This window comes from Enterobacter sp. QK-SA4 (assembly GCF_056856775.1).
This window is the reverse complement of sequence record NZ_JBXFXH010000007.1, coordinates 3,228,589-3,251,078: the sequence shown is the minus strand read 5'-3', so window position 1 is coordinate 3,251,078 and position 22,490 is coordinate 3,228,589. Positions and strand designations below refer to the sequence as shown.

The 22,490-nt window shown below is 55.9% G+C and carries 16 protein-coding genes and 4 pseudogenes; 8 read left to right on the top strand and 12 right to left on the bottom strand.

All coding sequences use genetic code 11. The features are described from left to right. Positions 1-92 precede the first annotated feature (92 nt). On the top strand, positions 93-716 hold the full coding sequence (locus AC1VYI_RS17320) for a helix-turn-helix domain-containing protein (protein ID WP_134867389.1): 624 nt from the start codon (positions 93-95) through the stop codon (positions 714-716). An 18-nt stretch (positions 717-734) separates the two neighbouring features. Here the strand turns inward: AC1VYI_RS17320 and AC1VYI_RS17315 are convergent, their stop codons facing one another. The 3 genes and pseudogenes from AC1VYI_RS17315 to AC1VYI_RS17305 all read right to left on the bottom strand — a co-directional run bounded on the left by AC1VYI_RS17315 (position 735) and on the right by AC1VYI_RS17305 (position 3,691). Further along, positions 735-1,349, bottom strand: coding sequence for a hypothetical protein (locus tag AC1VYI_RS17315; RefSeq protein ID WP_103142224.1), 615 nt, complete (start codon positions 1,347-1,349; stop codon positions 735-737). Beyond that, positions 1,349-2,665, bottom strand: a pseudogene (locus tag AC1VYI_RS17310) (ExeA family protein); the annotation flags it as partial. The gene AC1VYI_RS17315 and the pseudogene AC1VYI_RS17310, both read right to left, overlap by 1 nt. A 57-nt stretch (positions 2,666-2,722) precedes the next feature. Continuing rightward, positions 2,723-3,691 (bottom strand): IS5 family transposase, encoded by a 969-nt coding sequence (locus tag AC1VYI_RS17305; RefSeq protein WP_165789347.1) that lies wholly within the window; start codon positions 3,689-3,691, stop codon positions 2,723-2,725. A 35-nt stretch (positions 3,692-3,726) separates the two neighbouring features. Here AC1VYI_RS17305 and gspM point away from each other — a divergent pair, with 35 nt between their 5' ends. From gspM to AC1VYI_RS17280, 5 genes and pseudogenes are all read left to right on the top strand, one after another. Then, the gene (gene gspM, locus AC1VYI_RS17300; protein WP_264181483.1) at positions 3,727-4,077 is read left to right on the top strand and encodes a type II secretion system protein GspM; all 351 of its coding nucleotides are present in this window, start codon (positions 3,727-3,729) and stop codon (positions 4,075-4,077) included. Next, positions 4,074-4,871, top strand: coding sequence for a prepilin peptidase (locus tag AC1VYI_RS17295; protein ID WP_226483671.1), 798 nt, complete (start codon positions 4,074-4,076; stop codon positions 4,869-4,871). The genes gspM and AC1VYI_RS17295 overlap by 4 nt, the downstream gene beginning before the upstream one ends. 259 nt (positions 4,872-5,130) lie before the next feature. Further along, positions 5,131-7,878: a glycosyl hydrolase family 18 protein gene (locus AC1VYI_RS17290; protein ID WP_226483673.1), complete on the top strand. Its 2,748-nt coding sequence runs from the start codon at positions 5,131-5,133 to the stop codon at positions 7,876-7,878. Between the two features lie 133 nt (positions 7,879-8,011). Then, positions 8,012-8,464: a type III secretion system invasion protein IagB gene (gene iagB, locus AC1VYI_RS17285; RefSeq protein WP_047742339.1), complete on the top strand. Its 453-nt coding sequence runs from the start codon at positions 8,012-8,014 to the stop codon at positions 8,462-8,464. Between the two features lie 143 nt (positions 8,465-8,607). After that, positions 8,608-10,438: pseudogene (locus AC1VYI_RS17280) on the top strand (glycoside hydrolase family 19 protein). Positions 10,439-10,507: 69 nt separating this feature from the next. On the opposite strand, the gene AC1VYI_RS17275 reads toward AC1VYI_RS17280, so the two are convergent. The 4 genes from AC1VYI_RS17275 to poxB all read right to left on the bottom strand — a co-directional run bounded on the left by AC1VYI_RS17275 (position 10,508) and on the right by poxB (position 15,819). Beyond that, on the bottom strand, positions 10,508-11,521 hold the full coding sequence (locus AC1VYI_RS17275) for an NAD-dependent epimerase/dehydratase family protein (protein ID WP_482882078.1): 1,014 nt from the start codon (positions 11,519-11,521) through the stop codon (positions 10,508-10,510). 92 nt (positions 11,522-11,613) lie between these two features. Then, positions 11,614-13,050 (bottom strand): SDR family oxidoreductase, encoded by a 1,437-nt coding sequence (locus AC1VYI_RS17270; RefSeq protein WP_226483675.1) that lies wholly within the window; start codon positions 13,048-13,050, stop codon positions 11,614-11,616. 10 nt (positions 13,051-13,060) lie between these two features. Beyond that, positions 13,061-14,062 carry a low-specificity L-threonine aldolase gene (gene ltaE / locus AC1VYI_RS17265; RefSeq protein ID WP_023310967.1) on the bottom strand — a complete coding sequence of 334 codons (1,002 nt, stop codon included), beginning with the start codon at positions 14,060-14,062 and terminating at the stop codon, positions 13,061-13,063. Positions 14,063-14,100: 38 nt separating this feature from the next. Next, the gene (gene poxB / locus AC1VYI_RS17260) at positions 14,101-15,819 is read right to left on the bottom strand and encodes a ubiquinone-dependent pyruvate dehydrogenase (protein WP_134866601.1); all 1,719 of its coding nucleotides are present in this window, start codon (positions 15,817-15,819) and stop codon (positions 14,101-14,103) included. 151 nt (positions 15,820-15,970) lie between these two features. Here poxB and AC1VYI_RS17255 point away from each other — a divergent pair, with 151 nt between their 5' ends. After that, positions 15,971-16,405, top strand: a complete 435-nt coding sequence (locus AC1VYI_RS17255) for a DoxX family protein (protein ID WP_045403617.1) — start codon at positions 15,971-15,973, stop codon at positions 16,403-16,405. A 90-nt stretch (positions 16,406-16,495) separates the two neighbouring features. Here AC1VYI_RS17255 and hcr read toward each other — a convergent pair whose 3' ends face one another. The 4 genes and pseudogenes from hcr to aqpZ all read right to left on the bottom strand — a co-directional run. Beyond that, positions 16,496-17,464, bottom strand: a complete 969-nt coding sequence (hcr, locus tag AC1VYI_RS17250; protein WP_134866600.1) for an NADH oxidoreductase — start codon at positions 17,462-17,464, stop codon at positions 16,496-16,498. 10 nt (positions 17,465-17,474) lie between these two features. Then, positions 17,475-19,127 (bottom strand): hydroxylamine reductase, encoded by a 1,653-nt coding sequence (gene hcp / locus AC1VYI_RS17245; protein WP_023310971.1) that lies wholly within the window; start codon positions 19,125-19,127, stop codon positions 17,475-17,477. A 144-nt stretch (positions 19,128-19,271) separates the two neighbouring features. After that, positions 19,272-20,171, bottom strand: coding sequence for a LysO family transporter (locus AC1VYI_RS17240; RefSeq protein WP_134866599.1), 900 nt, complete (start codon positions 20,169-20,171; stop codon positions 19,272-19,274). Positions 20,172-20,352: 181 nt separating this feature from the next. Beyond that, positions 20,353-20,916: pseudogene (aqpZ, locus tag AC1VYI_RS17235) on the bottom strand (aquaporin Z); the annotation flags it as partial. A gap of 68 nt (positions 20,917-20,984) precedes the next feature. Here aqpZ and AC1VYI_RS17230 point away from each other — a divergent pair. Then, a complete protein-coding gene (locus AC1VYI_RS17230) occupies positions 20,985-21,965 on the top strand; it encodes an IS5-like element ISKpn26 family transposase (protein ID WP_000019450.1) in 981 nt (326 codons plus the stop codon). 148 nt (positions 21,966-22,113) lie between these two features. On the opposite strand, the pseudogene AC1VYI_RS17225 reads toward AC1VYI_RS17230, so the two are convergent. After that, positions 22,114-22,248 (bottom strand): annotated as a pseudogene (locus tag AC1VYI_RS17225) (aquaporin); the annotation flags it as partial. Positions 22,249-22,490: the final 242 nt, after the last annotated feature.

Genomic DNA, 22,490 nt, shown 5'->3' with positions numbered 1-22,490 from the left:
AGCTTTACTTTGCATTTGTTAAATGGACTACGCATTTATGCGCTGTGATTGCGCACGTTCACCTTTTCAATTTAATTTTAACAGGTATAACTATGTTAAGTATCTATGGTAAAAATAGCCGTCCACAAGCTGAACTCGACGCTATTATCGCGGCAACTGAAGGTTTTGAAGAAAGAACCTTACGCAAATGGCAGCGTATCAGTACCGAGAACAACGAAAATATTCATTTTATCGTTAGCGGTGAAGTTGAATTCCGCCGCGAGTCGGATGAATTGTGTATGTTCACTCTGCAGAATAAATGTATTTTCGGTCTCTCCTCTATTTATTACAACTCAACGCATATGTACGGCCTGGTTCGTGCCAGTACCGTCGTAAGAACCCTTAAAAAAGAGGATTTTTTCCGTCTGATGAGCGAAAAAAACCTGTGGGAAGCCTTGAGTAAAGTCCTCTCCTGGTATGTTTGCCTGCTCAGCAAGCGTGACGAAGTGCTGGTGGCCCGCAGCGCATACTCGATTGTTCGCGAATTCTTGCTGGAAATTAACGAACTGATGGTGCAACATCAGCGCGATATCAATATTTACGACTATATTCAGGAATATACCAGCCTGGCCCGAAGTACCATCATAAAAATTCTCGCCGACCTGAAAAAAGGTAATTATATTCAGGTTGATAAAGGCCGTCTAATGCATTTGTCAGCACTGCCGGAGAAATATTAATCGCTGTTCATCTCCTTTTTAAGTAAAAGGGTTGCTATGTTTCAGTGAGTTATTTGCCTGCGTTTCTGCCGTGGTTTCATCCTCTGGAGGCGTGGGCATTTTCCCTTGCGAATAATCTTTTTCCTGTTCTTTTAACGCCTTCATCAATAATGCCTTGATAGCCCCGTCATCAACTGTCTGACCGGTATTATCCTGTTCGGGGATAGCAGAATTCTTCACTTCTGTTCCTGGCAATGTATCCCGGGAAATATCATGCGGCATTTCACCGTCGGGCGCCTGCTGCCAGTCGGCATCGCCGCTATCAATGGGCATCTCCTGCAGCGGCGGCATCTCTTTTGTCACCGGTTCTTGCTTTGGTTCAGGCTGCGGGAACGGTTTACTGACATAGACATAATGCATATCCGATAGCGTCGTTTCTGGCTTAACGGCGCTCGCTTTTATTGGCTCAGGTAACGGATGGCGCAGATCCCAGTAGAGATGAGCGTAGAGTCCCGCAGCGATCGTCATCACTATTCCCACCAACCAGATCAGGGTTGCACAGACCACTTTTTTCAGCGAGGGGCGCCGGTAAGAAAACCAGACCGGTGCGTTCAGGATAGCGCTGCGCTGGGCAGCCAGAGTAATTGTCGACATTATGAATGCTTCTCCTGCGCGTTGGGGGTCGCAGATATATTTGCGGGCTGAATAAGTACGCTTGGCGTAGTCCGGGTTTCACGCATTAACTGCATCAATGTATCTTCACCCGCAATCCCGTCCACATGCAGATGCATTTTCTGCTGAAACTCGCGGGTACGTTGCATCAGTTCGGCCGTCCACACCTTTGTGTGGGTTTCGGGTAGATTCAGCGCCAGACTAAGCTGCCGATCCATCCAGCCCAGATCTTTGGCGCTGCTTTCGGCGCTCACGGCATCTTTCCCCTGCGGTGTAAGGCGGTGCAATTGGGTGTAATTGCCCGTAGCATGCTGGTTAAACCAGCTCCGGCTTACCTGCCAGGTGCGATTATTCATCAGCAGATCCAGCGATTTATCATCTACTCTGGCCACCACGGCATAATTCAGGTGATCGCCTGTTTTGATCTCGCCGATCCACGGGTAACCCTCTTTTGCCAGCTCTTCGACCGGAGCGCTGCCCTCCTTACACATCAGGTTGACCTGCCCGGCGTTCTGGCAGAGCGCCTCTTCCATCGTGGCGTCATAACCCCACATGGTATAGAGCTGATGCATCGCATCTGGCTTGTTCACCACTTCATTATCAATAACCGGCCCCGCTGGGGCGTCGGTTTTTGGTGCCTGCGGTTTCCAGCTGGCCATCACGGGCAGCTGTACCGGCAATCTGGCGGTAAGGGTGGGCATCAATGTCCAGCCGCAGGCGGCAAACAGTACGGAGGCAAAAAGGCCCATAACGGCAAGGCGTTTGCCCTTCGGTTTCGCCGGCAGAACTTCTCCGGCGGCGAGGCGCAGATGGCGCGGCGATACCTGCGCTGAACGCTCGGTCCAGGCGGCTAGCATCGCAAGGTGCGCCAGCTCGTTGAGTTTGCCAGCCTGTCCTTTGGTCAGAACGTGCATCTTACGCATGCGGGCCCGGGTGAATGGCGTCGCGTCGCTGCCATGCGCTTCGCACTGGGCCTGAACATAGCTCAGGGACTCGCGGCAGGTGAGGGGCCGGAGCGTGTGATGCGTATGAAGAGATTCACGCAATCCGGACTGCAGGAGGATGGCTTCCTGGTCGGCCGATCCCATCAGCACAACCGACAGAGGCACATCCAGCTCCTGCGCGCGGGTTAACAACATGGACAGTGCGTCATGGCAATTCGCTTTCATCGACTGAATATGCGAAATGACCAGCACTTTACGCGTGGTTTTGCGGGACAACATCTCGTCCTGCCACTGGCGCAGCACAGCATCAATCGCCTGGATCCGGGTTTTGCTCTCTTTAGTGGTGGTGTTGAGTGGCTTTGTTGAATAAATCAGATTTCGGGTAAGTCTCCCCCGTAGCGGGTTGTGTTTTCAGGCAATACGCACGCTTTCAGGCATACCTGCTTTCGTCATTTTGTTCAGCGCTCGTACCAGGGCCATAGCCTCCGCAACCTGACCATCGTAGTCACGCAGCGTCAGTGAACCCCCGAACAGCTGTTTTACCCGGTACATCGCCGTTTCCGCTATCGAGCGACGGTTGTAATCTGTTGTCCATTTCCACCGCGCATTACTCCCGGTCATTCGCTGATTAGCCACTGCACGGTTACGGTCTGCATATTCACCGGGCCAGTAACCCGCACCTTTTCGGGGAGGGATAAGGGCGCTGATTTTCTTACGCCGCAGTTCATCGTGACAGAGCCGGGTGTCGTAAGCGCCGTCTGCCGATGCTGCCCTGATTTTTCTGTGAGTCTGCCGGATAAGACCCGGGAAGGCTTCTGAGTCCGTCACATTGTTCAGCGACAGGTCTGCACAGATGATTTCATGTGTTTTGCTGTCAACTGCCAGATGCAACTTTCGCCATATACGACGGCGTTCTTTGCCGTGTTTTTTGACTTTCCATTCGCCTTCACCAAAGACCTTCAGCCCGGTGGAATCAATCACCAGATGCGCGATTTCACCCCGGGTGAACGTTTTGAAACTGACATTAACCGACTTTGCGCGCTTGCTGACACTGGTGTAATCCGGGCAGCGCAACGGAACATTCATCAGTGTAAAAATGGAATCAATAAAACCCTGTGCAGCCCGCAGGGTCAACCTGAACACGCGTTTAATGACCAGAACGGTGGTGATGGCGAGATCAGAATAGCGCTGAGGTCTTCCCCGTGATGAAGGCGTTGCCGACTCATACCAGGCCTGAATAGCTTCCTCATCCAGCCAGAAAGTTATGGAGCCACGGTTGATGAGGGCTTTATTGTAGGTGGGCCAGTTGGTGATTTTGAACTTTTGCTTTGCCACGGAACGGTCTGCGTTGTCGGGAAGATGCGTGATCTGATCCTTCAACTCAGCAAAAGTTCGATTTATTCAACAAAGTCACGCTGATCAAAAATAACGAGGCCGTGTTATTTAAGCAAAAGCAGACGCTGAACTGGATGCGCCAGGAAATTGATAAGAACCATCTCCAGTCCAGAATCGTCAATACCCCGAACCCGCGCAGCGTGGTGGAAGAAAGTGCCAAAGTCGTGCACGTCGCGTTGACAGACGTGCGTCAGCAAGAGCAGTCGCTGACCTTTGATATCGAGCGCGTCAATGTTTCTGCCCTGCAAAACTGGCTGCGTGAGATGAACGTCTCTTCCGGCATACGTCTGGAGAAACTCGCGTTAACGCCGGTGGATCGTCAGAGTGACGTGAAAGCGCACATTACGCTGAGCTGGGCGAAAAGCGCATGAACCCGCTAATGCTGTTGCAGCAGGCGAATCTGCCGGGTCTGTGCGTGATGAGCGGAGCGCTGGGCGCGATCCTCGGCAGTTTCCTGGGCGTAGTGGCGGAGCGTATTCCGCCGCTGGTAATGGAAGAAGAGGGAGCAGGCAATCTGCTCTTTCCCGCCTCTCACTGCCCGGATTGCCACCACGCCCTGGGCGCGTGGGAAAATATTCCCATCATTAGCTGGTGCGCGCTGCGCGGTCGCTGCCGCCACTGCCATAGCGCGATTCCGCTGCGGCTGCTGCTGGTGGAAGTCTGTAGCGCTCTCTTCTTTGCCGCCAGCGCCATGCTGGCACCCTCGTTTACGGCGCTGATCGCGCTGTGGTTGATGTGGAGTCTGCTGCTGCCGCTGGTGGTGATCGACGCGCGCCATATGCTGCTGCCGGACTGCCTGACCCAGCCGCTGCTGTGGACGGGGCTGATGTTTCATGCCCTGTTCCTTACGCTACCGCTGACCGATGCTATCTACGGCGCGGTGGCGGGATATCTGTCGCTCTGGCTGGTTTACTGGGCATTCCGCCTCCTGACCGGGCGGGAAGGATTAGGCTATGGTGATTTTAAGCTGCTGGCGGCGCTGGGCACCTGGTGCGGCTGGCAAGCGTTACCCTCTATTGTGCTGATCGCAGCGCTGGGGGGCATTATCATGCATTGCCTGTTAAAGCCCTTTGAGAATAAAAATAATCTTATTTCCTTTGGTCCCTGTATTGCTTTTTCCGGGCTGGTTGTATTTATCGCGAAAATTCCACACATCATCTTTTAAATAATGCGGTCAAGTTTTTTTTGAGGTTTTTTCATCGGGGGAATGAAAGGAGAAAATAAATTCCCCACTGTATTCTTCTCTCCGCAATAAAACATTTGTCGAAGGTTTTATGAGTGGAGGAAGGTACGGCACAATAATAAACAGATCTTTCGCGAACCAGAAACGTTCACGATTAATTTATCAGTAAATAACGTTCGTCCATGTTTAATGGATAAGCATGGGTATTTAATTTCACAAATCGTATTATCAGGATCAAATAATGAAATTTCTGAAGCCTAAATATCTGGCACTCTTCGTTGCAGCGGCTGCAAGCCCGGTGTTCGCAGCTGTGCCAGGTAAAGCAACTATCGCCAGTGGGAATGATAAATTTGCCATTGTCGAAGTTGATCAGTCTGCTTCTGCCTACAACAGCCTCGTCAAAGTCCATGATGGCGCCGATGTTAAAGTGCAGTGGGACGTCTGGAACGGCGCGGCGCCGACGTCAGCGAAAGTGCTACTCGACGGCAAAACCGTCTGGACCGGCGCAGGCAGCATGTCCGGTACGGCAACATTTAGAGTGACGAAAGGCGGTCGCTATCAGGAAACGGTTGAACTCTGTAATGCCAGCGGCTGCAGCACCAGCGCCAGCAAACTGATTATCGTCGCGGATACCGACGGTAGCCATCTGCTGCCACTCAACACCACCATGCAGGAAAATAATAAAACCCTCTCTAAGCACACCGATAAAGTGGTCGGTGCCTATTTCCCTGAGTGGGGTGTTTACGACCGTAACTTCCCGGTGGATAAAATCCCGGCCGCCAACCTCAACCACATTCTGTACGGCTTCATTCCGATCTGCGGCGGCGATGGCATCAACGACAGCCTGAAAACCATCGAAGGCGGTAACAGCTTCGAAGCGCTGAAACGCGCCTGTGCGGGCCGTCAGGACTTCCAGGTGGCGATTCACGACCCGTGGGCCGCCCTGCAGAAACCTCAGGCTGGCGTCAGCAACTGGGACGACCCCTACAAAGGCAACTTCGGCCAGCTGATGGCGATGAAGAAAGCCAATCCAGGGCTGAAAGTGCTGCCGTCTATCGGTGGCTGGACGCTGTCTGACCCGTTCTTCAAAATGCACGACCCGGCGATCCGCGCGCGCTTCGTCGCGTCCGTAAAAGATTTCCTGAAAACCTGGAAATTCTTCGACGGCGTAGACATCGACTGGGAATTCCCTGGCGGCGGCGGTCAGAACGAAACGCTGGGCAACCCGCAGCAGGATAAAGAGACGTATACCGCACTGATGCGCGAACTGCGCACCATGATGAATGAACTGTCAGCCGAAACCGGCCGTACCTTTGAACTGACCTCAGCAATCGGTTCAGGCAGCGACAAAATTGAAGACGTTGATTACACCGCTGCCCAGCAGTACATGGATCATATCTTCCTGATGAGCTACGACTTCTACGGCGGCTGGAGCAACACCGATCTGGGTCATCAGGCGGCACTGCGTGCGCCGGCGAACAAACCGGATACTAATTACACCACCGAAAACGGCGTGAATGCGCTGCTGGCACAGGGCGTACAGCCCGGCAAAATTGTCGTGGGGACGGCCATGTACGGTCGCGGCTGGACCGGCGTTCACGGTTACAGCAATAACAACCCGTTCACCGGCACGGCAACGGGCATGGTGAAAGGGACCTGGGAGCCGGGCGTGGTTGACTATCGTCAGATCGTTAACGAGTACAAAGGCAAAGCGGGCTGGGAATACAACTATGATGCCACCGCTGAAGCGCCGTATCTGTTTAACAAAACCACCGGCGATCTGATCACCTATGAAGACGCGCGTTCCGCAACGGCGAAAGGTCAGTATGTGCTGGCGAAAAACCTGGGCGGTCTGTTTGCCTGGTCCATCGACTCCGATACCGGAGACATTCTGAACGCGATGAATGAAAGCCTGACGGGCGGCGGCGCTGCGCCGGTTGATCCGGTAGTAACCAACCATGCGCCTGTGGCGACTGCCGCTGACCAGAGCGTAACCGGTCCGGCGACGGTGACGCTGGATGGCTCGGCTTCCACCGATCCGGATGGCGATGCCATCACCTACAAGTGGACGCAGATCTCTGGTCCATCCGTGACCATCACCAACAGCACCAAAGCGAAAGCGACCTTTAACGTTGCCGCTGTCACCAGTAACCAGACTCTGGCGTTCCGCCTGACGGTTACTGACGCGAAAGGGTTGAGCAGCACCGCTGACGTCCAGGTCGTGAACAAAGCGCCGAAAGCAAACCAGGTGCCGGTCGTGAACCAGATGGAAGCCGTGACGCTGGAAGCGGGCCAGAGCTACTCTCTGCACGCGCAGGCGAGCGATCCAGATGGCGACGCGCTGACCTACTCCTGGAGCGTTCCTGCGAATATGCAGGCGACAGGCGCAGACACCGCGAACCTGAACATCACCGCGCCGGACGTGGACACGGAATCAACTTACACGCTGACCGTGGTGGTAAGCGATGGCAAGTCCAGCGTACAGACTAACGTACTGGTAACGGTAACGCCTAAAGCGGCTGAAACGCCGTCTGACGAAGGCAATACCCCTTCCGATGAAGGCAACACGCCGTCTGACGAAGGTAACACGCCGTCTGACGAAGGTAACACCCCATCCGATGAAGGTAACACGCCGTCTGACGAAGGTTCTGCCACCAATAGCTGCGATAACCCTGTTGACGCCAATGCCAGTAAGTATGCTGCCTGGAGCGCAAGCAAGGTTTACAACGCCGGGAATACCGTCAGCTTCGACAACCTGGTCTGGAAAGCAAAATACTGGACTCAGGGCAACCAGCCGGGCTTCGGCGTGGATGCATGGGAGCTGGTCAGTCAGGTGAAATTCAACTGGCGCTCCGACGTGGTTTATAACGGCGGCGACATCACGACCTACAACGGTTACACCTACACCGCCAAATGGTGGACGAAGGGTGATAAACCGGGTAGCAGCGATGTATGGGTGAAAAAAGGCCCGGCGACTGACTGCCAGTAAGTCACTGCCATCACGATGCGGGTAAGAAACTTGCCCGCTATTACGGTCCACGTCCCGAGACGGACGTGGACCGTAAATCAGGAAACAGAGCAATAAGCGCGTAAGGAGACAATGAAAAAGAGCCGGACTGAAAATGAAAACGTTATTTTTATTGTTGCTGATAATAAGCCATAGCGTCTTTGCCAACTGCTGGGATAAAGCCGCCAGTTATTATCATGTGGATCCTTATCTGTTGTATGCCATTGCTAATGTTGAATCGGGAATGAATCCCAACGCGATTGGACAGAATAATGATGGCACGCGTGATGTCGGCCTGATGCAGATTAACAGCTCACATTTTTCCGAGCTGGAGCGAAAGGGCATCAATGAGTACCGGTTAATTACCGAGCCCTGTACCTCGATTATGGTTGGTGCATCGATATTATCCGGAATGATCAATATTTATGGCTATAACTGGGAGGCGGTCGGCGCCTATAACGCGGGACTGAAAAAAGAGAATTTCGCGCAGCGCATGGTCTATGCCCGTAAGGTCTGGAATAAATATCAGAAGTTAAAACGTAGCACCCGTAACCGTTATTATTATTGATTTTTATTTTTTGAAGAGTACCGACTGGTGTTCTTCATAAAACGAAAACTGCTCCCGGGTTTATTTATTAAATGATTAATAAATAAACCGCGAAACAAATTAACTTTTATAGACCCTTAATATCATTAAGAGGACCATTGAATATGAACAAAAGGACATTACTCAGTGTTCTTATTGCGGGCGCATGTGTTGCACCGTTTATGGCTCAGGCAACCCTGCTGCAGGCCAGCAGCGAACCTTACACCGTTAAGGCCAGCGATCTGCAGAAGAAAGAGCAGGAGTTGACCAACTTCCCGCTGATGGCTTCGGTGAAGTCAACCATCCGCACGCTGGACAACAGCCTGGTGGAACAAATTGAGCCGGGTAAATCGACAAATCCGGAAAACGTCAAGCGCGTGGAAGGGATTATCAAGGCCAGCGACTGGGATTACCTCTTCCCGCTGCGTGCGCCGGAATATACCTACAGCAACTTCCTGAAAGCGGTGGGTAAATTCCCGGCGCTGTGCCAGACCTATACCGATGGTCGTAACAGCGATGCCATCTGCCGTAAGTCTCTGGCAACCATGTTCGCGCACTTCGCGCAGGAAACCGGCGGCCACGAGTCCTGGCGTCCGGAAGCCGAGTGGCGTCAGGCGCTGGTTTACGTGCGTGAGATGGGCTGGAGCGAAGGTCAGAAGGGCGGCTACAACGGTGAATGTAACCCGGATGTCTGGCAGGGTCAGACCTGGCCGTGCGGTAAAGACAAAGATGGCGATTTCGTTAGCTACTTTGGTCGCGGTGCGAAACAGCTCTCCTATAACTACAACTACGGCCCATTCTCTGAAGCGATGTACGGCGACGTCCGCGTACTGCTGGACAAACCTGAGCTGGTGGCGGACACCTGGCTGAACCTTGCTTCCGCGATCTTCTTCTTCGCCTACCCGCAGCCGCCAAAACCGAGCATGCTGCAGGTTATCGACGGCACCTGGCAACCGAACGATCACGATAAGGCGAATGGTCTGGTACCGGGCTTCGGCGTGACCACGCAGATCATCAACGGCGGCGTGGAGTGCGGTGGCCCGACTGAGATCGCCCAGTCTCAAAACCGTATCAAATACTACAAAGAGTTCGCCAACTACCTGAAGGTGCCTGTTCCGTCTAATGAAGTGCTGGGCTGCGCCAACATGAAGCAGTTCGACGAAGGCGGTGCCGGCGCGCTGAAGATCTACTGGGAACAGGACTGGGGATGGAGCGCGGATACCCCCTCAGGCCAGACCTACTCTTGCCAGCTGGTGGGTTACCAGACGCCATTCAGCGCCTTTAAAGAGGGTGACTACACCAAATGCGTGAAGCATTACTTCAATGTCAACGTGGTGGGTGAAGAACGGAACTTCCGACGGCGGTAGCGTCACGCCAACGCCAACGCCGACCCCTGTCGACCCAACGGACGAAGGCAATACCACGCCGGTGCCTGACGATAACACCCCGGCTCCGGACGATAATACGCCAGCGCCGGTAAACCATGCGCCGGTAGCAAAAATCGCCGGTCCGGTGGGGGCTGTTGAAGCGGGTAAATCAGTTTCTCTGAACGCGTCTGGCTCGACTGACGAAGACGGTAACCACCTGACTTATACCTGGACGGCTCCGAACGGTCAGACCGTAAGCGGCGAAGATAAAGCGATTATTACCTTCAATGCGCCGGAAGTGGCTGCGGCAACGCAGTACCCGATCAACCTGACCGTCAGTGACGGCGAGCTGAGCAGCACCACCAGCTATACGCTGAACGTTCAGGCTAAGCAGACCGACGGCGGCCAGACCGGGACTTACCCGACCTGGACCTCCAAAACCAAATGGAAAGCGGGCGATATCGTGAACAACCGCGGCCAGCTGTTCCAGTGCAAACCTTATCCGTACAGCGGCTGGTGCAATAACGCGCCATCCTACTACGAGCCAGGTAAAGGGATTGCATGGCAGGACGCGTGGACAGCGCTGTAATCAGCAAAATAACAAACGGCAACCTTCGGGTTGCCGTTTTTTTCTCGTCGTAAAAATGCAGGACCCGATCTACCGATGAAGCTTCCCGTGATCCCGCAGCCACGCCGCCGTACGCGTAATCCCTTCATCCAGCGTCACGATCGGTTTGTACCCAAGCTCGTTCTCCGCTCGCGAAATATCCAGCGTGAAATCAAAGTTAAGCTTCGATACGCCGTAATGCGTCAGCGCAGGCTCTTTGGCCGATTTACTGCCAAAACGCTCCATGCTGCGGGCAATCATATCCAGCATTGGGTAAGGGACTGAACGGATGCGGCAGTCGATCTGCAGCTCGTCAATTAAGCGCTGCACAATGCTGCGCAGCGTGCAGGGTTCGCCGTTCGTGATGTTGTAGGCGCGACCGGAGATGAGCTTATCGCAGTCCGGCTGGCTTGCCAGCCACATGGCGTGGACGGCGTTTTTGTAATAGGTCATATCCACCAGCGCATCGCCGCCGCGCGGCAGCAGCACGCTGCCGTAGTGGTGCATCATCTGCGCCAGGCGCGGAATAAACACTTTGTCGTGCGGCCCGAACAGGCTCTGCGGACGTAAGACCGTAAAACGGGTGTGCGGGTTCGACTGTGCCAGCAGGTCAATTACCTCTTCGCTGGCCGCCTTGCTGCGGGCAAACTCGCAGGCGAAGCGAGCCGGACGGAAATCTTCCTGCACGTCACGATGGTGGTGATAGTCGAAATAGAGCGACGGTGACGAGATATGAATAAAGTTGCGCACGCCCCAGGCGACGGCCCATTCACCCAGACGACGGGTGGCCCGCACGTTGGCGAGATCGAAGGCTTCCTGGGTCCCCCATGGGGAGGTAAAACTGGAACAGTGCCACAGCGTGTCGATACCGGCGAGCATCACTTTCGCCTGCGAGGAGACCAGCTCCGTCAGGTCAGCATGGACGAACTCCGCGCCCATTTTTTGCAGCAGTTTTCCCATCGCTTCGTTGCGACCGGTAGCCCTGACGCTGATGCCCTTGTTGCGCAGAAATTCGACCGCATTTCGGCCTAAGCCGCTGGTCGCCCCGGTAACCAGTACCTTCATAGCTATCCACTGTGTTGAAAAGAATTTCGTGCGCATTCTTTCGTGAATTACGGCGCTATGCAATGGGAAAGGTGAAAGAAAGAGAGTTTTATTTAGATCTTTTCCGTCTTTTGTTCTGCCCGTTGCGCAATGCGTTTCGCCATCCCCCGGAAGATAAACAGGTGGGCAGGGATCATCAACAGCCAGTAGAACAGACCCGGCATTCCGTGGGGATGCCACCAGGCGCGGACGTCCAGTTCACGACAATCGCCTTTGTCTTTCAGGGTAAAGCAGAGCCGGCCCAGCCCCGGGGCTTTCATGCCGAACAGCATCGCCAGCTGTTTTTCCGGCTCGACGATGATGACCTTCCAGCTGTCGACCGCATCGCCCACCTCAAGATACGGGCGTGCCGGGCGGCCTTTTGCCAGCCTGTGCCCCACCAGCAGATCCATTGCCCCGCGCGTTTGCCAGAGGATATTGCCGAAGAAATAACCGTCTTTGCCGCCAATCTGGTTCACCACCTCCCACAGCGCGGCCAGGCTGGCGTGGGTTTTCACCGTGCAGCCCGCCTGTTTCGGGTAATAGCCGTACTCCGGGCGCCAGCGGGCAAACGCCTGGGCGTCGTAACCCCAGTCGCTGGAGTTCACCAGCTGCTCTTCTTCTTTCAGCGTATTGCGCACGGCATCATCAAAGCGGATCAGGTCCTGTGGAATGAGTGCCCGCAGTTCGCGATCGTCCGCCAGTAAATCGTGTTTGAGCCCCTGGATCAGCGCTTTGGCGGTCGTCGGCGGCACCGAGGTGATCACATTCAAAAACCACACCGAAATCCAGCGGGTCGGAAAGGGGATGGGGATCAGCCAGCGGCGGCGGCCGCTGACGCGCATGAAATGCTCGAACTGCTCCTGATAGCTCAGCACTTCAGGACCTGCCGCCTCGAGCACGCGGTGTTGCTCCGCCGGGTGATCCAGCAGGGCCACCAGATAATGCAGTAAATTCTCAAGCGCAATCGGCGTGGTGCGCGAGCGCACCCAGCGCGGCGGCGTGAGCACCGGCAGGTTGTAAACCATATCGCGCATCACTTCGAAGGCGGCGGAGCCTGCGCCGACGATGATTCCGGCGCGCAGTTCAGTGACGGGGATATTCGCCCCGCGCAGGGTTTCAGCCGTCAGCTGACGGGCGCGCAGGTGATCGGACTGCTCGCGTTCAGGCGCCTGGAGCGAGCTTAAAAAAATGACCTGCTTCACCGGGGTTTGCAGCAGGGCATCGCGGACGTTCATCGCCACCTGCCGCTCGTGGGCGATAAAATCCCCGCCTTCGCCCATGCTGTGCACCAGGTAGTAAAGCGTGTCGACCCCTTCCAGCAGGGCGGGAAGTTCCTTCGGCCAGTTGAGGTCAACGCTGTGGCAGGTAACGCCAGGCAAACTAAGCTTTTGCAGGCGTTCGGTGTTGCGTGCCGCTGCCAGCACCTGGTGCCCCTGCTGGCTTAACGCCGCGGTGAGATGCTGACCGATGTACCCGCTGGCGCCGAGCACCAGAATTCGTTGCGGCACGTGATGCTCCTTATCGCTGTAAAAACGCCTGCCAGTGTTTCACCACGTCGGCCAGCTGCTCGCGGCTCACGTCGAGATGCATGACCAGGCGCACGACAGGTGAGGCGTTGATCAGCACGCCACGTGCTTTCATGAACTCGCCAAGCGCAGCGGCGCGATCCTCGCCCACGCGGACGAACAGCATATTGGTGTCGTGGCGCATCACGTCGGCGCCAATTTCGCGCAGCTGCGCCGCCATCCACGCGGCGTTGTCGTGATCGTCCTTCAGGCGCGCCACGTTGTTTTTCAGGGCATACAGCCCGGCCGCCGCCAGAATACCCGCCTGACGCATGCCGCCGCCGGTCATTTTACGCCAGCGGTTGGCGCGCTTGATATAGTCCGCGTTGCCCACCAGCAGAGAGCCCACCGGCGTGCCCAGCCCTTTAGAGAGGCAGATGGTGAACGAGTCGCAGTATTGCGCAATCTCTTTCAGCTCGCAGCCGTACTCCACGACGGCATTAAAGATGCGCGCGCCGTCAACGTGCAGGCCGAGCCGGCGCTCGCGGGTGAATTCCCACGCTGCTTTCAGGTATTCGCGCGGCAGCACTTTGCCGTTGTGGGTGTTTTCGAGGCTGAGCAGCCGGGTGCGGGCGAAGTGAATATCGTCGGCTTTGATTTTCGCCGCGACTTTATCGAGCGGCAGGGAGCCGTCCGGCGCGGCGTCAATCGGCTGCGGCTGAATGCTGCCGAGCACGGCGGCACCGCCGGCTTCATACAGATAGTTATGCGCGCCCTGGCCGACGATATACTCTTCACCGCGCTCGCAGTGGCTGAGCAGCGCGACCAGGTTAGCCTGCGTTCCGGTCGGCAGGAACAGCGCGGCCTCCTTGCCGCTCAGTTCAGCCGCGTAGCGCTGCAGTTCGTTAACCGTCGGGTCATCGCCGTAGACGTCGTCCCCTACCGGGGCGGCCATCATCTCTTCGAGCATGGCGCGGCTCGGGCGGGTTACGGTATCACTGCGTAAATCAATCATTTCACATCCCTTTATTTTAAGAGGTCGTGCGAAATGTTTTACCTGAGCCAGTTGGTTTTTGCCAGTTCGATCACCTCGTCGCCGCGCCCGCTGATGATGGCGCGCAGCATATACAGGCTAAAGCCTTTGGCCTGCTCAAGCTTGATCTGCGGCGGGATCGCAAGCTCCTCTTTGGCGACGACGACATCCACCAGCACCGGACCGTCGATGGAAAACGCACGCTGCAGGGCTTCGTCCACCTCTGAGGCTTTCTCCACGCGAATACCTGTGATGCCGCAGGCCTCGGCGATGCGCGCGAAGTTGGTGTCGTGCAGCTCGGTGCCGTCCGTGAGATAGCCTCCGGCCTTCATCTCCATCGCCACGAAGCCCAGCACGCTGTTGTTGAAAACCACGATTTTCAGCGGCAGCTTCATCTGTACCACCGACAGGAAATCCCCCATCAGCATGCTGAACCCGCCGTCGCCGCACATCGCCACTACCTGACGCTCCGGCGCCGTCGCTTTTGCGCCCAGCGCCTGCGGCATGGCGTTGGCCATCGAACCGTGGTTGAACGAGCCGAGCAGGCGGCGTTTTCCGTTCATCTTCAGATAGCGTGCCGCCCAGACGGTTGGCGTGCCCACGTCGCAGGTAAATATGGCATCGTCGTCAGCGAAATGGCTGATCTGCTGCGCCAGATACTGCGGGTGAATGGCTTTGTCGCTCGGTTTGGCGAGGTCGTCCAGCCCCTTGCGGGCGTCGCGATAGTCGCTCAGGGCTTTATCAAGGAACTTGCGGTCCGTTTTTTCTTCCAGCAGCGGCAGCAGGGCGGCAAGGGTGGATTTGATGTCGCCCATCAGCGCCATATCGACCTTGCTGTGCGCGCCGATGCTGGCCGGGTTGATATCAATCTGAATGATTTTCGCATCCGTCGGGTAGAACGCGCGATACGGGAACTGGGTACCCAGCAGGATCAGCGTGTCGGCGTTCATCATGGTGTGGAAGCCGCTGGAGAAACCGATCAGACCGGTCATCCCCACATCAAAGGGGTTGTCGTACTCGACGTGCTCTTTGCCGCGCAGGGCGTGGACAATCGGCGCTTTCAGCTTCCCGGCAAATTCAAGCAGCTCCTTGTGCGCGCCCGCGCAGCCGCTGCCGCACATCAGGGCGATATTGCTGGAGTAACGCAGCAGCTGAGCCAGCTTTTTCAGCTCTTCTTCCGCAGGGGTTACGACGGGCTGCGGGGCGTGATACCAGTGGGTGCTGGCCCCTTCCGGCGCGGCCTTGAGGGCCACATCGCCCGGGATAACGACCACAGAAACGCCGCGGTTCAGCACGGCCTTGCGCATGGCGATCGCCAGCACCTGCGGGATCTGCTCCGGGGATGAAACCAGCTCGCAATAGTGGCTGCATTCACGGAACAGCTCCTGCGGATGCGTCTCCTGAAAATAGCCGCTGCCGATTTCGGAAGAGGGGATATGGGCGGCAATCGCCAGCACCGGCACGTGGTTACGGTGACAGTCGAACAGCCCGTTAATCAGATGCAGGTTGCCGGGACCGCACGATCCGGCGCAGACGGCCAGTTCGCCCGTGAGCTGTGCTTCAGCGCCTGCGGCGAAGGCGGCAACCTCTTCATGACGGGTAGGCATCCATTCGATAGTCTTCATCTTGTTGAGGCTGTCGCTAAGTCCGTTCAGGGAATCGCCGGTTACGCCCCAGATACGTTTCACGCCAGCCTGTTCGAGCGTTTTCGCAATATATGCAGCCACGGTTTGTTTCATGGTTGTCCGTCTCCTTTTTGTGATATCGCTTACAAGCTTAGAAGAAAGTCTCCGTATTGCCCGTCATCTCCCCCCAATTAAAAGGTGCTTTTCACGCGCAATTATTCGGCATAATCTGGTTGTACCTCGGTGAAAACAGGAATCATTTCAAATGGTTAAATCATTGTTAATTGCTGTTAATGAAAAGCTATCGTGCGACGATCTTGGCAAACTCTTGTTACGACTTGCCGTCGGCGGGCTGATGCTTTTTCACGGTTTGCACAAGCTTTTTGGCGGCGTGGGCTTTATCAGCGGCATGCTGGTGGAAAAAGGGCTACCGGGATTTATCGCCTACGGCGTGTTGGTTGGAGAAGTGGTGGCACCGGTTCTGATTATTGTCGGGCTCTTTACGCGTCCGGCCGCGCTGGTGCTGGCCTTTACGATGATTGTGGCGTGGCTGATGGTGGGAATGGGTGAAACGCTCGCCCTTGATAAGGTGGGCGCATGGGCGATTGAAAGCCTGGTGTACTTCTTTATCGGCTCTCTGGCGATCGCGTTTTTAGGGGCGGGGCGGTTTGCGCTGGGTAAAGCACCCGCGTGGCGGTAGGGTTGTTGTCGGTCGGGTAAACGCAGTGCCACCCGACAAAAAGCCCGGTGGCGTTGACGCTTACCGGGCCTACGATCGAAAGTTGACCGTTTATGCGAGGACGAGATCGCCCTGCGGATGGCACGAGCACGCCAGCACGTAACCCTCGGTAATTTCCGCATCGGACAGCGTCATGGTGCTGGTGACGGTATACTCTCCGGAAACCACCTTCGTCTTACAGCAGCCGCACACGCCCGCGCGGCAGGCCGCCGCTACCGGCACCTTGTTGCTTTCCAGCGCCTCCAGCAGCGTGGTTCCCACGCGACCAAAGAAGGTCTGCGCAGGCTGCAGCTTGGTGAACTTAACGCCGCCGGTGGCCGCTTCCGCCACCGGCGTGAAGAACTGCTCTTTGAAGAAGCGGGTCACGCCAAGCGCTTTCACCTCTTTTTCCACGATATCCATGTACGGCGCCGGGCCGCAGGTCATCACGGTGCGGTTCGCGATATCCGGCACGCTTTGCAGGAGCTCGCGGCTCAGGCGACCGGGCACAAAGCCGTGGGTCGCGTTGTGCTCCGCCACCAGCGTCACCGGATAATTACGCCACTCCCCGGCAAAAATCACATCTTCCGGGGAACGGACGCTGAAGATCGCCTGCACGTCGGCCTGCGGGCGGTTCTTCGCCAGCCAGCGGCGCATCGACATAATCGGCGTTACGCCACAGCCCGCCGCCAGCAGCAGGAATTTATCGTCTGCTTTGTCGTCACAGGTGAAATCGCCTTGCGCGTCAGACAGCCAGATATAATCCCCGCGCTTGACGTCCCGCGTCAGCCACTGCGAGCCCGCGCCGTCGTCAATACGACGGACGGTGAGCGTAATGTACTCGCTCACGCCCGGCGTGGAGGAGATCGTGTAGGCGCGCAGCGTATCCGACGAATTGCGAACGCTGACCAGCGCATACTGGCCTGCACGGTACGGATAGTAGTCGTGGCACAGCAGCGACAGCGTCCACACATCCGGCGTCTCCTGATGGATGTGATGAACCTGCATCCGCCACGGACATTGTGAGGTTGGCATGGTCATGAATAACTCCTTACGCGCTCAGCAGCTGTTTCATATCATCTTCAACGTTGGTCACGGAACGCAGGCCGAATTTCTCGTTCAGCACGGCCAGCAGGTCCGGCGTCAGGAAGCCCGGCGCGGTCGGTCCGGTCACGATGTTGGTGACGCCGAGAGAGAGCAGGGTCAGCAGGATGACTATCGCCTTCTGCTCAAACCATGACAGCACCAGCGACAGCGGCAGGTCGTTCACGCCGCAGCCCAGTTTCTCCGCCAGGGTGACCGCCAGAATGATGGCCGAGTAAGCATCGTTACACTGGCCCGCATCGATCAGGCGCGGCAGACCTTCGATGTCGCCGAAATCCAGCTTGTTGAAACGGTATTTGCCGCACGCCAGGGTCAGGATCAGGCAGTCTTCCGGCACGCGGGTGGCGAAATCGGTGAAATAGTTACGCTCGCCGCGCGCGCCGTCGCAGCCGCCGACGAGGAAGATGTGGCGCAGCTTTTCACGGCTGACGAGATCGATCAGCGAATCAGCGGCACCCAGCAGGGTTTCACGACCAAATCCGACGGTGATGAGATGTGGGATCTCGCTGTACGGGAAGCCCGCCATCTGCTGCGCCTGGGCGATAACCGGACCGAAATCGTCACCTTCAAGATGGCTCACGCCCGGCCAGCCGACGATGCTGCGGGTCCAGATGCGGTCATCGTACGCGCCGACGGTCGGGTCGATGATGCAGTTAGAGGTCATCACGATAGGGCCAGGGAAGCGGGCGAACTCCACCTGCTGGTTTTGCCAGCCGCTGCCGTAGTTACCGATCAGATGCTTAAATTTACGCAGTTCCGGGTAGCCGTGTGCCGGCAGCATTTCGCCGTGGGTATAAACGTTAACGCCGGTGCCTTCGGTTTGCTTCAGCAGGTTGTAGAGATCTTTCAGGTCGTGACCGGAAATCAGAATGCACTTGCCTTCGGTTGCCTTGACGTTGACCTGCGTCGGCGTCGGGTGGCCGTAGGTGCTGGTTTCACCGGCGTCAAGAATGCTCATCACGCGGAAGTTCATCTGGCCGATTTCCATTGAGCATTCCAGCAGGGCATTCATATCGGCAGGCCAGGTACCCAGCCACGCCATGATTTTGTGGTACTGGGCGTAAATCTCATTGTCGTACTGACCCAGAACGTGCGCGTGTTCCATATAGGCCGCAGCGCCTTTCAGGCCGTACAGGCACAGCAGGCGCAGGCCGAGAATGTTCTCGCCAATCGCCGCTTTGTCTTTATTCGGGGTGAACTCTGCCGCCTGACGCTGGAGGTCGCCGAGATCGTCGCTGACCAGCTGCAGTTCAGACATCGGGTTTTCCACGCGGGCGCTGGCGTCCGCCTTCAGGCACTGGGCTTTCAGCGCTTCACGCAGGGCAATCGCTTCGCGGGCATAGCCGACAATGCGCGGAGAGTCGAAGTTAACGTTGGTCAGCGTGGAGAAGAAGGCGCGCGGGGCGAAGCTGTCGACGTAGTGGTCGACAATGCCGTATTCGCGGGCTTTGAACGCCCATGCGGAAAGGCCTTGCAGGGCGGCAATCAGCAGGTCCTGCAGGTCAGATGTTTCTGCGGTTTTGCCGCACATACCCTGTGCGTAAGAGCAGCCATTGCCTGCCGGGGTACGGATGGTTTGTTCACATTGCACACAAAACATAATCACACCTGTTAAAGTTATATTTAATATACATGTTTAAGGTTATGCCTGTGCCAGAACGGAGAAAAGGGCTTTCTGCTACAAAATAGAGGGAGATTGATTTAGCGCAATTTTGGCGGCAGGAAACCTACCGCCAAAGAAGTATCAGGCAGAGAAGAAGGCCATCATGACCGGAACCAGCAGGCTTAAAATAAAGCCGTGCACGATAGCCGCGGGAACCATCTCCAGCCCTCCTGAGCGTTGTAGTACCGGCAGGGTAAAGTCCATCGACGTTGCGCCGCACAGGCCCAGCGCGGTAGAACGACTGCGGCGAACCAGGCTCGGGATCAGCATGATGGCAATCAGCTCGCGCGCCAGATCGTTAAAGAAGGCGGCGCTGCCGATTACCGGGCCGAATGATTCGGTCAGCAGAATACCGGAGAGCGAATACCAGCCAAAACCGGATGCCATCGCCAGGCCGGTTTTCAGCGGCAGATCGAGAATAAAGGCGTTGATGACGCCCGCCACCATTGAACTGGCGACAACCATAACGGCAACCATCATCCCCCGACGGTTCAGGACAATTTGTTTTAGCGTCATGCCATTATTTCGTAGCTGAATACCAATCAGGAACAGGAGGAAGATCAGCGTATATTCACTGGCCTCTGTCGCGTGCTGTAAAAATGCCCAACCTGTCAGCCCAAGAAGAAAACCGATCACCACGACGCCGCATAATTTTAATGATTCAAGCGCCATTGCAATTCGAGAAGGGAGCTTTTCCTGATGATAGTTATTTTTCCATGGAATAGTGCGTTCCAGCCACAGCAGCGCGGCAATATTGCACAGCAAAATAACCACCACGGTGACGACAGAATAATGGAGGATGGAGAGTAAATTCGCCGACAGGTTGTCCAGAAATGCCAGGCTAATCCCCATAAAGAAAAGAATAACGTAGACAATCCAGCTCAGGAATCGATTAATGAGCCTTAATGCGGATTCACGATGCAGCGGAATAAGATAGCCCACGATCAAGGGCAGCAAAATGATGAGGAGTCCTGAAAACATGAACAGCCGGTCCTTTTGAGTATCGGTTAAGCGCCAGTGACACTACCCAATAAAGGCTGTTCAGTAAAGCGGCAAAAGAAAGCCGGGTGGCGGCTACGCCTTACCCGGCTTGTGTCTATGTGGGGTGTGCGGCCTGTGGCCCTCACCGCGGCCCTCTCCCACGGGGAGAGGGAGGGAAAGATTAATCGCGTTTTTCCAGCAGGGTGCGATACAGCACGCCACCCAGGATACCGCCGATAATTGGCATCACCCAGAACAGCCACAGCTGCTCAAGCGCCCAGCCGCCCTGGAAGATGGCGAGGGCGGTGCTGCGTGCCGGGTTAACGGAGGTGTTGGTGACCGGAATAGAAATCAGGTGGATAAGCGTCAGCGCCAGACCAATGGCAATCGGGGCAAAACCGGCTGGCGCGTGTTTGTCCGTTGCGCCGTGGATCACCAGCAGGAAGCCGGCGGTCAGCACGATTTCAATCACGATGGCAGACAGCATGGAGTAACCGCCCGGAGAGTGTTCGCCGAAGCCGTTAGAGGCAAAGCCGCTGGCCGCCGCGTCGAAGCCGGCTTTACCGCTGGCAATCACGTACAGAACGCCCGCCGCAATAATACCGCCAACTACCTGCGCCACAATGTAGCCAATTACGTCTTTCGCCGGGAAACGGCCGCCCGCCCATAAACCTAACGTCACAGCCGGGTTAAAATGACCGCCGGAAATATGTCCCACGGCAAATGCCATGGTTAATACGGTTAAGGAAGGTGCGAACAAGTTCCTGATATGAGATCATCATATTCATCCGGAGCGCATCCCAGAGGGACATCATGAGCCATCAACTCACCTTCGCCGATAGTGAATTCAGCACTAAGCGCCGTCAGACCCGAAAAGAGATTTTCCTCTCCCGCATGGAGCAGATTCTGCCATGGCAGAATATGACCGCTGTCATCGAGCCGTTTTATCCCAAGGCGGGCAATGGCCGACGGCCCTATCCGCTGGAGACCATGCTGCGTATTCACTGCATGCAGCATTGGTACAACCTGAGCGACGGTGCCATGGAAGATGCCCTGTACGAAATCGCCTCCATGCGCCTGTTTGCCCGATTATCCCTGGATAGCGCCCTGCCGGATCGCACCACCATCATGAATTTCCGCCACCTGCTCGAGCAGCATCAACTGGCCCGTCAATTGTTCAAGACCATCAATCGCTGGCTGGCCGAAGCAGGCGTCATGATGACCCAAGGCACTTTGGTGGATGCCACCATCATTGAGGCACCCAGCTCGACCAAGAACAAAGAGCAGCAACGCGATCCGGAGATGCATCAGACCAAGAAAGGCAATCAGTGGCACTTTGGCATGAAGGCCCACATTGGTGTCGATGCCAAGAGTGGCCTGACCCACAGCCTGGTCACCACCGCGGCCAACGAGCATGACCTCAATCAGCTGGGTAATCTGCTTCATGGAGAGGAGCAATTTGTCTCAGCCGATGCCGGCTACCAAGGAGCGCCACAGCGCGAGGAGCTGGCCGAGGTGGATGTGGACTGGCTGATCGCCGAGCGTCCCGGCAGGGTAAAAACCTTGAAGCAGCATCCGCGCAAGAACAAAACGGCCATCAACATCGAATACATGAAAGCCAGCATCCGTGCCAGGGTGGAGCACCCGTTTCGCATCATCAAGCGGCAGTTCGGCTTCGTGAAAGCCAGATACAAGGGGCTGCTGAAAAACGATAACCAACTGGCGATGTTATTCACCCTGGCCAACCTGTTTCGGGTGGACCAAATGATACGTCAGTGGGAGAGATCTCAGTAAAAACCGGAAATAACGCCAGAAATGGTGGAAAAAATAGCCTAAATAGGCTGATTCGATGTGTTTGCGGGAAAAAAATCGGCCCAGATCCGCGAAATTTTAATCAGCGAGTCAGCTTGGGAAGAAATGACCTGCTTATTCGCACCTTCCTTAAACCAAACGCCAGCGCGACGCCGACAAAACCGATACCTAATTCCGGGAATGCTGCTGCCAGAACGGCGCTACCGCAGCCACCAAATACCAGCCAGAATGTACCAAAGCATTCTGCTGCCAATTTTCTAAACATAACCACCTCAAATAATTTTCCGCACGCTTTCCCGCGCACGGGATATATCGCCATAAAGGGATGACGACTCAAAGAGCCCGTATTTTAAAAACCAACAACACCCCTTCGCCACTTAAATAAATTCGATTAATTTGATTTAAGGCAATGTGATGTCAATCCTTGTTCAAATCAGCGGTAAATAGAGCATAGACCAATTTGCGGGCGGTAGTATCTTGTGAGATGTGGGTTATTTCAAATGAAAC

What these genes read in the sequence shown, in the direction of transcription:
- AC1VYI_RS17320 (WP_134867389.1), top strand. Translation starts at nt 93, where the DNA reads ATGTTAAGTATCTATGGTAAAAATAGCCGTCCACAAGCTGAACTCGAC.
- AC1VYI_RS17315 (WP_103142224.1), bottom strand. Translation starts at nt 1,349, where the DNA reads ATGTCGACAATTACTCTGGCTGCCCAGCGCAGCGCTATCCTGAACGCA.
- AC1VYI_RS17295 (WP_226483671.1), top strand. Translation starts at nt 4,074, where the DNA reads ATGAACCCGCTAATGCTGTTGCAGCAGGCGAATCTGCCGGGTCTGTGC.
- AC1VYI_RS17290 (WP_226483673.1), top strand. Translation starts at nt 5,131, where the DNA reads ATGAAATTTCTGAAGCCTAAATATCTGGCACTCTTCGTTGCAGCGGCT.
- iagB (WP_047742339.1), top strand. Translation starts at nt 8,012, where the DNA reads ATGAAAACGTTATTTTTATTGTTGCTGATAATAAGCCATAGCGTCTTT.
- AC1VYI_RS17275 (WP_482882078.1), bottom strand. Translation starts at nt 11,521, where the DNA reads ATGAAGGTACTGGTTACCGGGGCGACCAGCGGCTTAGGCCGAAATGCG.
- ltaE (WP_023310967.1), bottom strand. Translation starts at nt 14,062, where the DNA reads ATGATTGATTTACGCAGTGATACCGTAACCCGCCCGAGCCGCGCCATG.
- poxB (WP_134866601.1), bottom strand. Translation starts at nt 15,819, where the DNA reads ATGAAACAAACCGTGGCTGCATATATTGCGAAAACGCTCGAACAGGCT.
- AC1VYI_RS17255 (WP_045403617.1), top strand. Translation starts at nt 15,971, where the DNA reads ATGGTTAAATCATTGTTAATTGCTGTTAATGAAAAGCTATCGTGCGAC.
- hcr (WP_134866600.1), bottom strand. Translation starts at nt 17,464, where the DNA reads ATGACCATGCCAACCTCACAATGTCCGTGGCGGATGCAGGTTCATCAC.
- hcp (WP_023310971.1), bottom strand. Translation starts at nt 19,127, where the DNA reads ATGTTTTGTGTGCAATGTGAACAAACCATCCGTACCCCGGCAGGCAAT.
- AC1VYI_RS17240 (WP_134866599.1), bottom strand. Translation starts at nt 20,171, where the DNA reads ATGTTTTCAGGACTCCTCATCATTTTGCTGCCCTTGATCGTGGGCTAT.
- AC1VYI_RS17230 (WP_000019450.1), top strand. Translation starts at nt 20,985, where the DNA reads ATGAGCCATCAACTCACCTTCGCCGATAGTGAATTCAGCACTAAGCGC.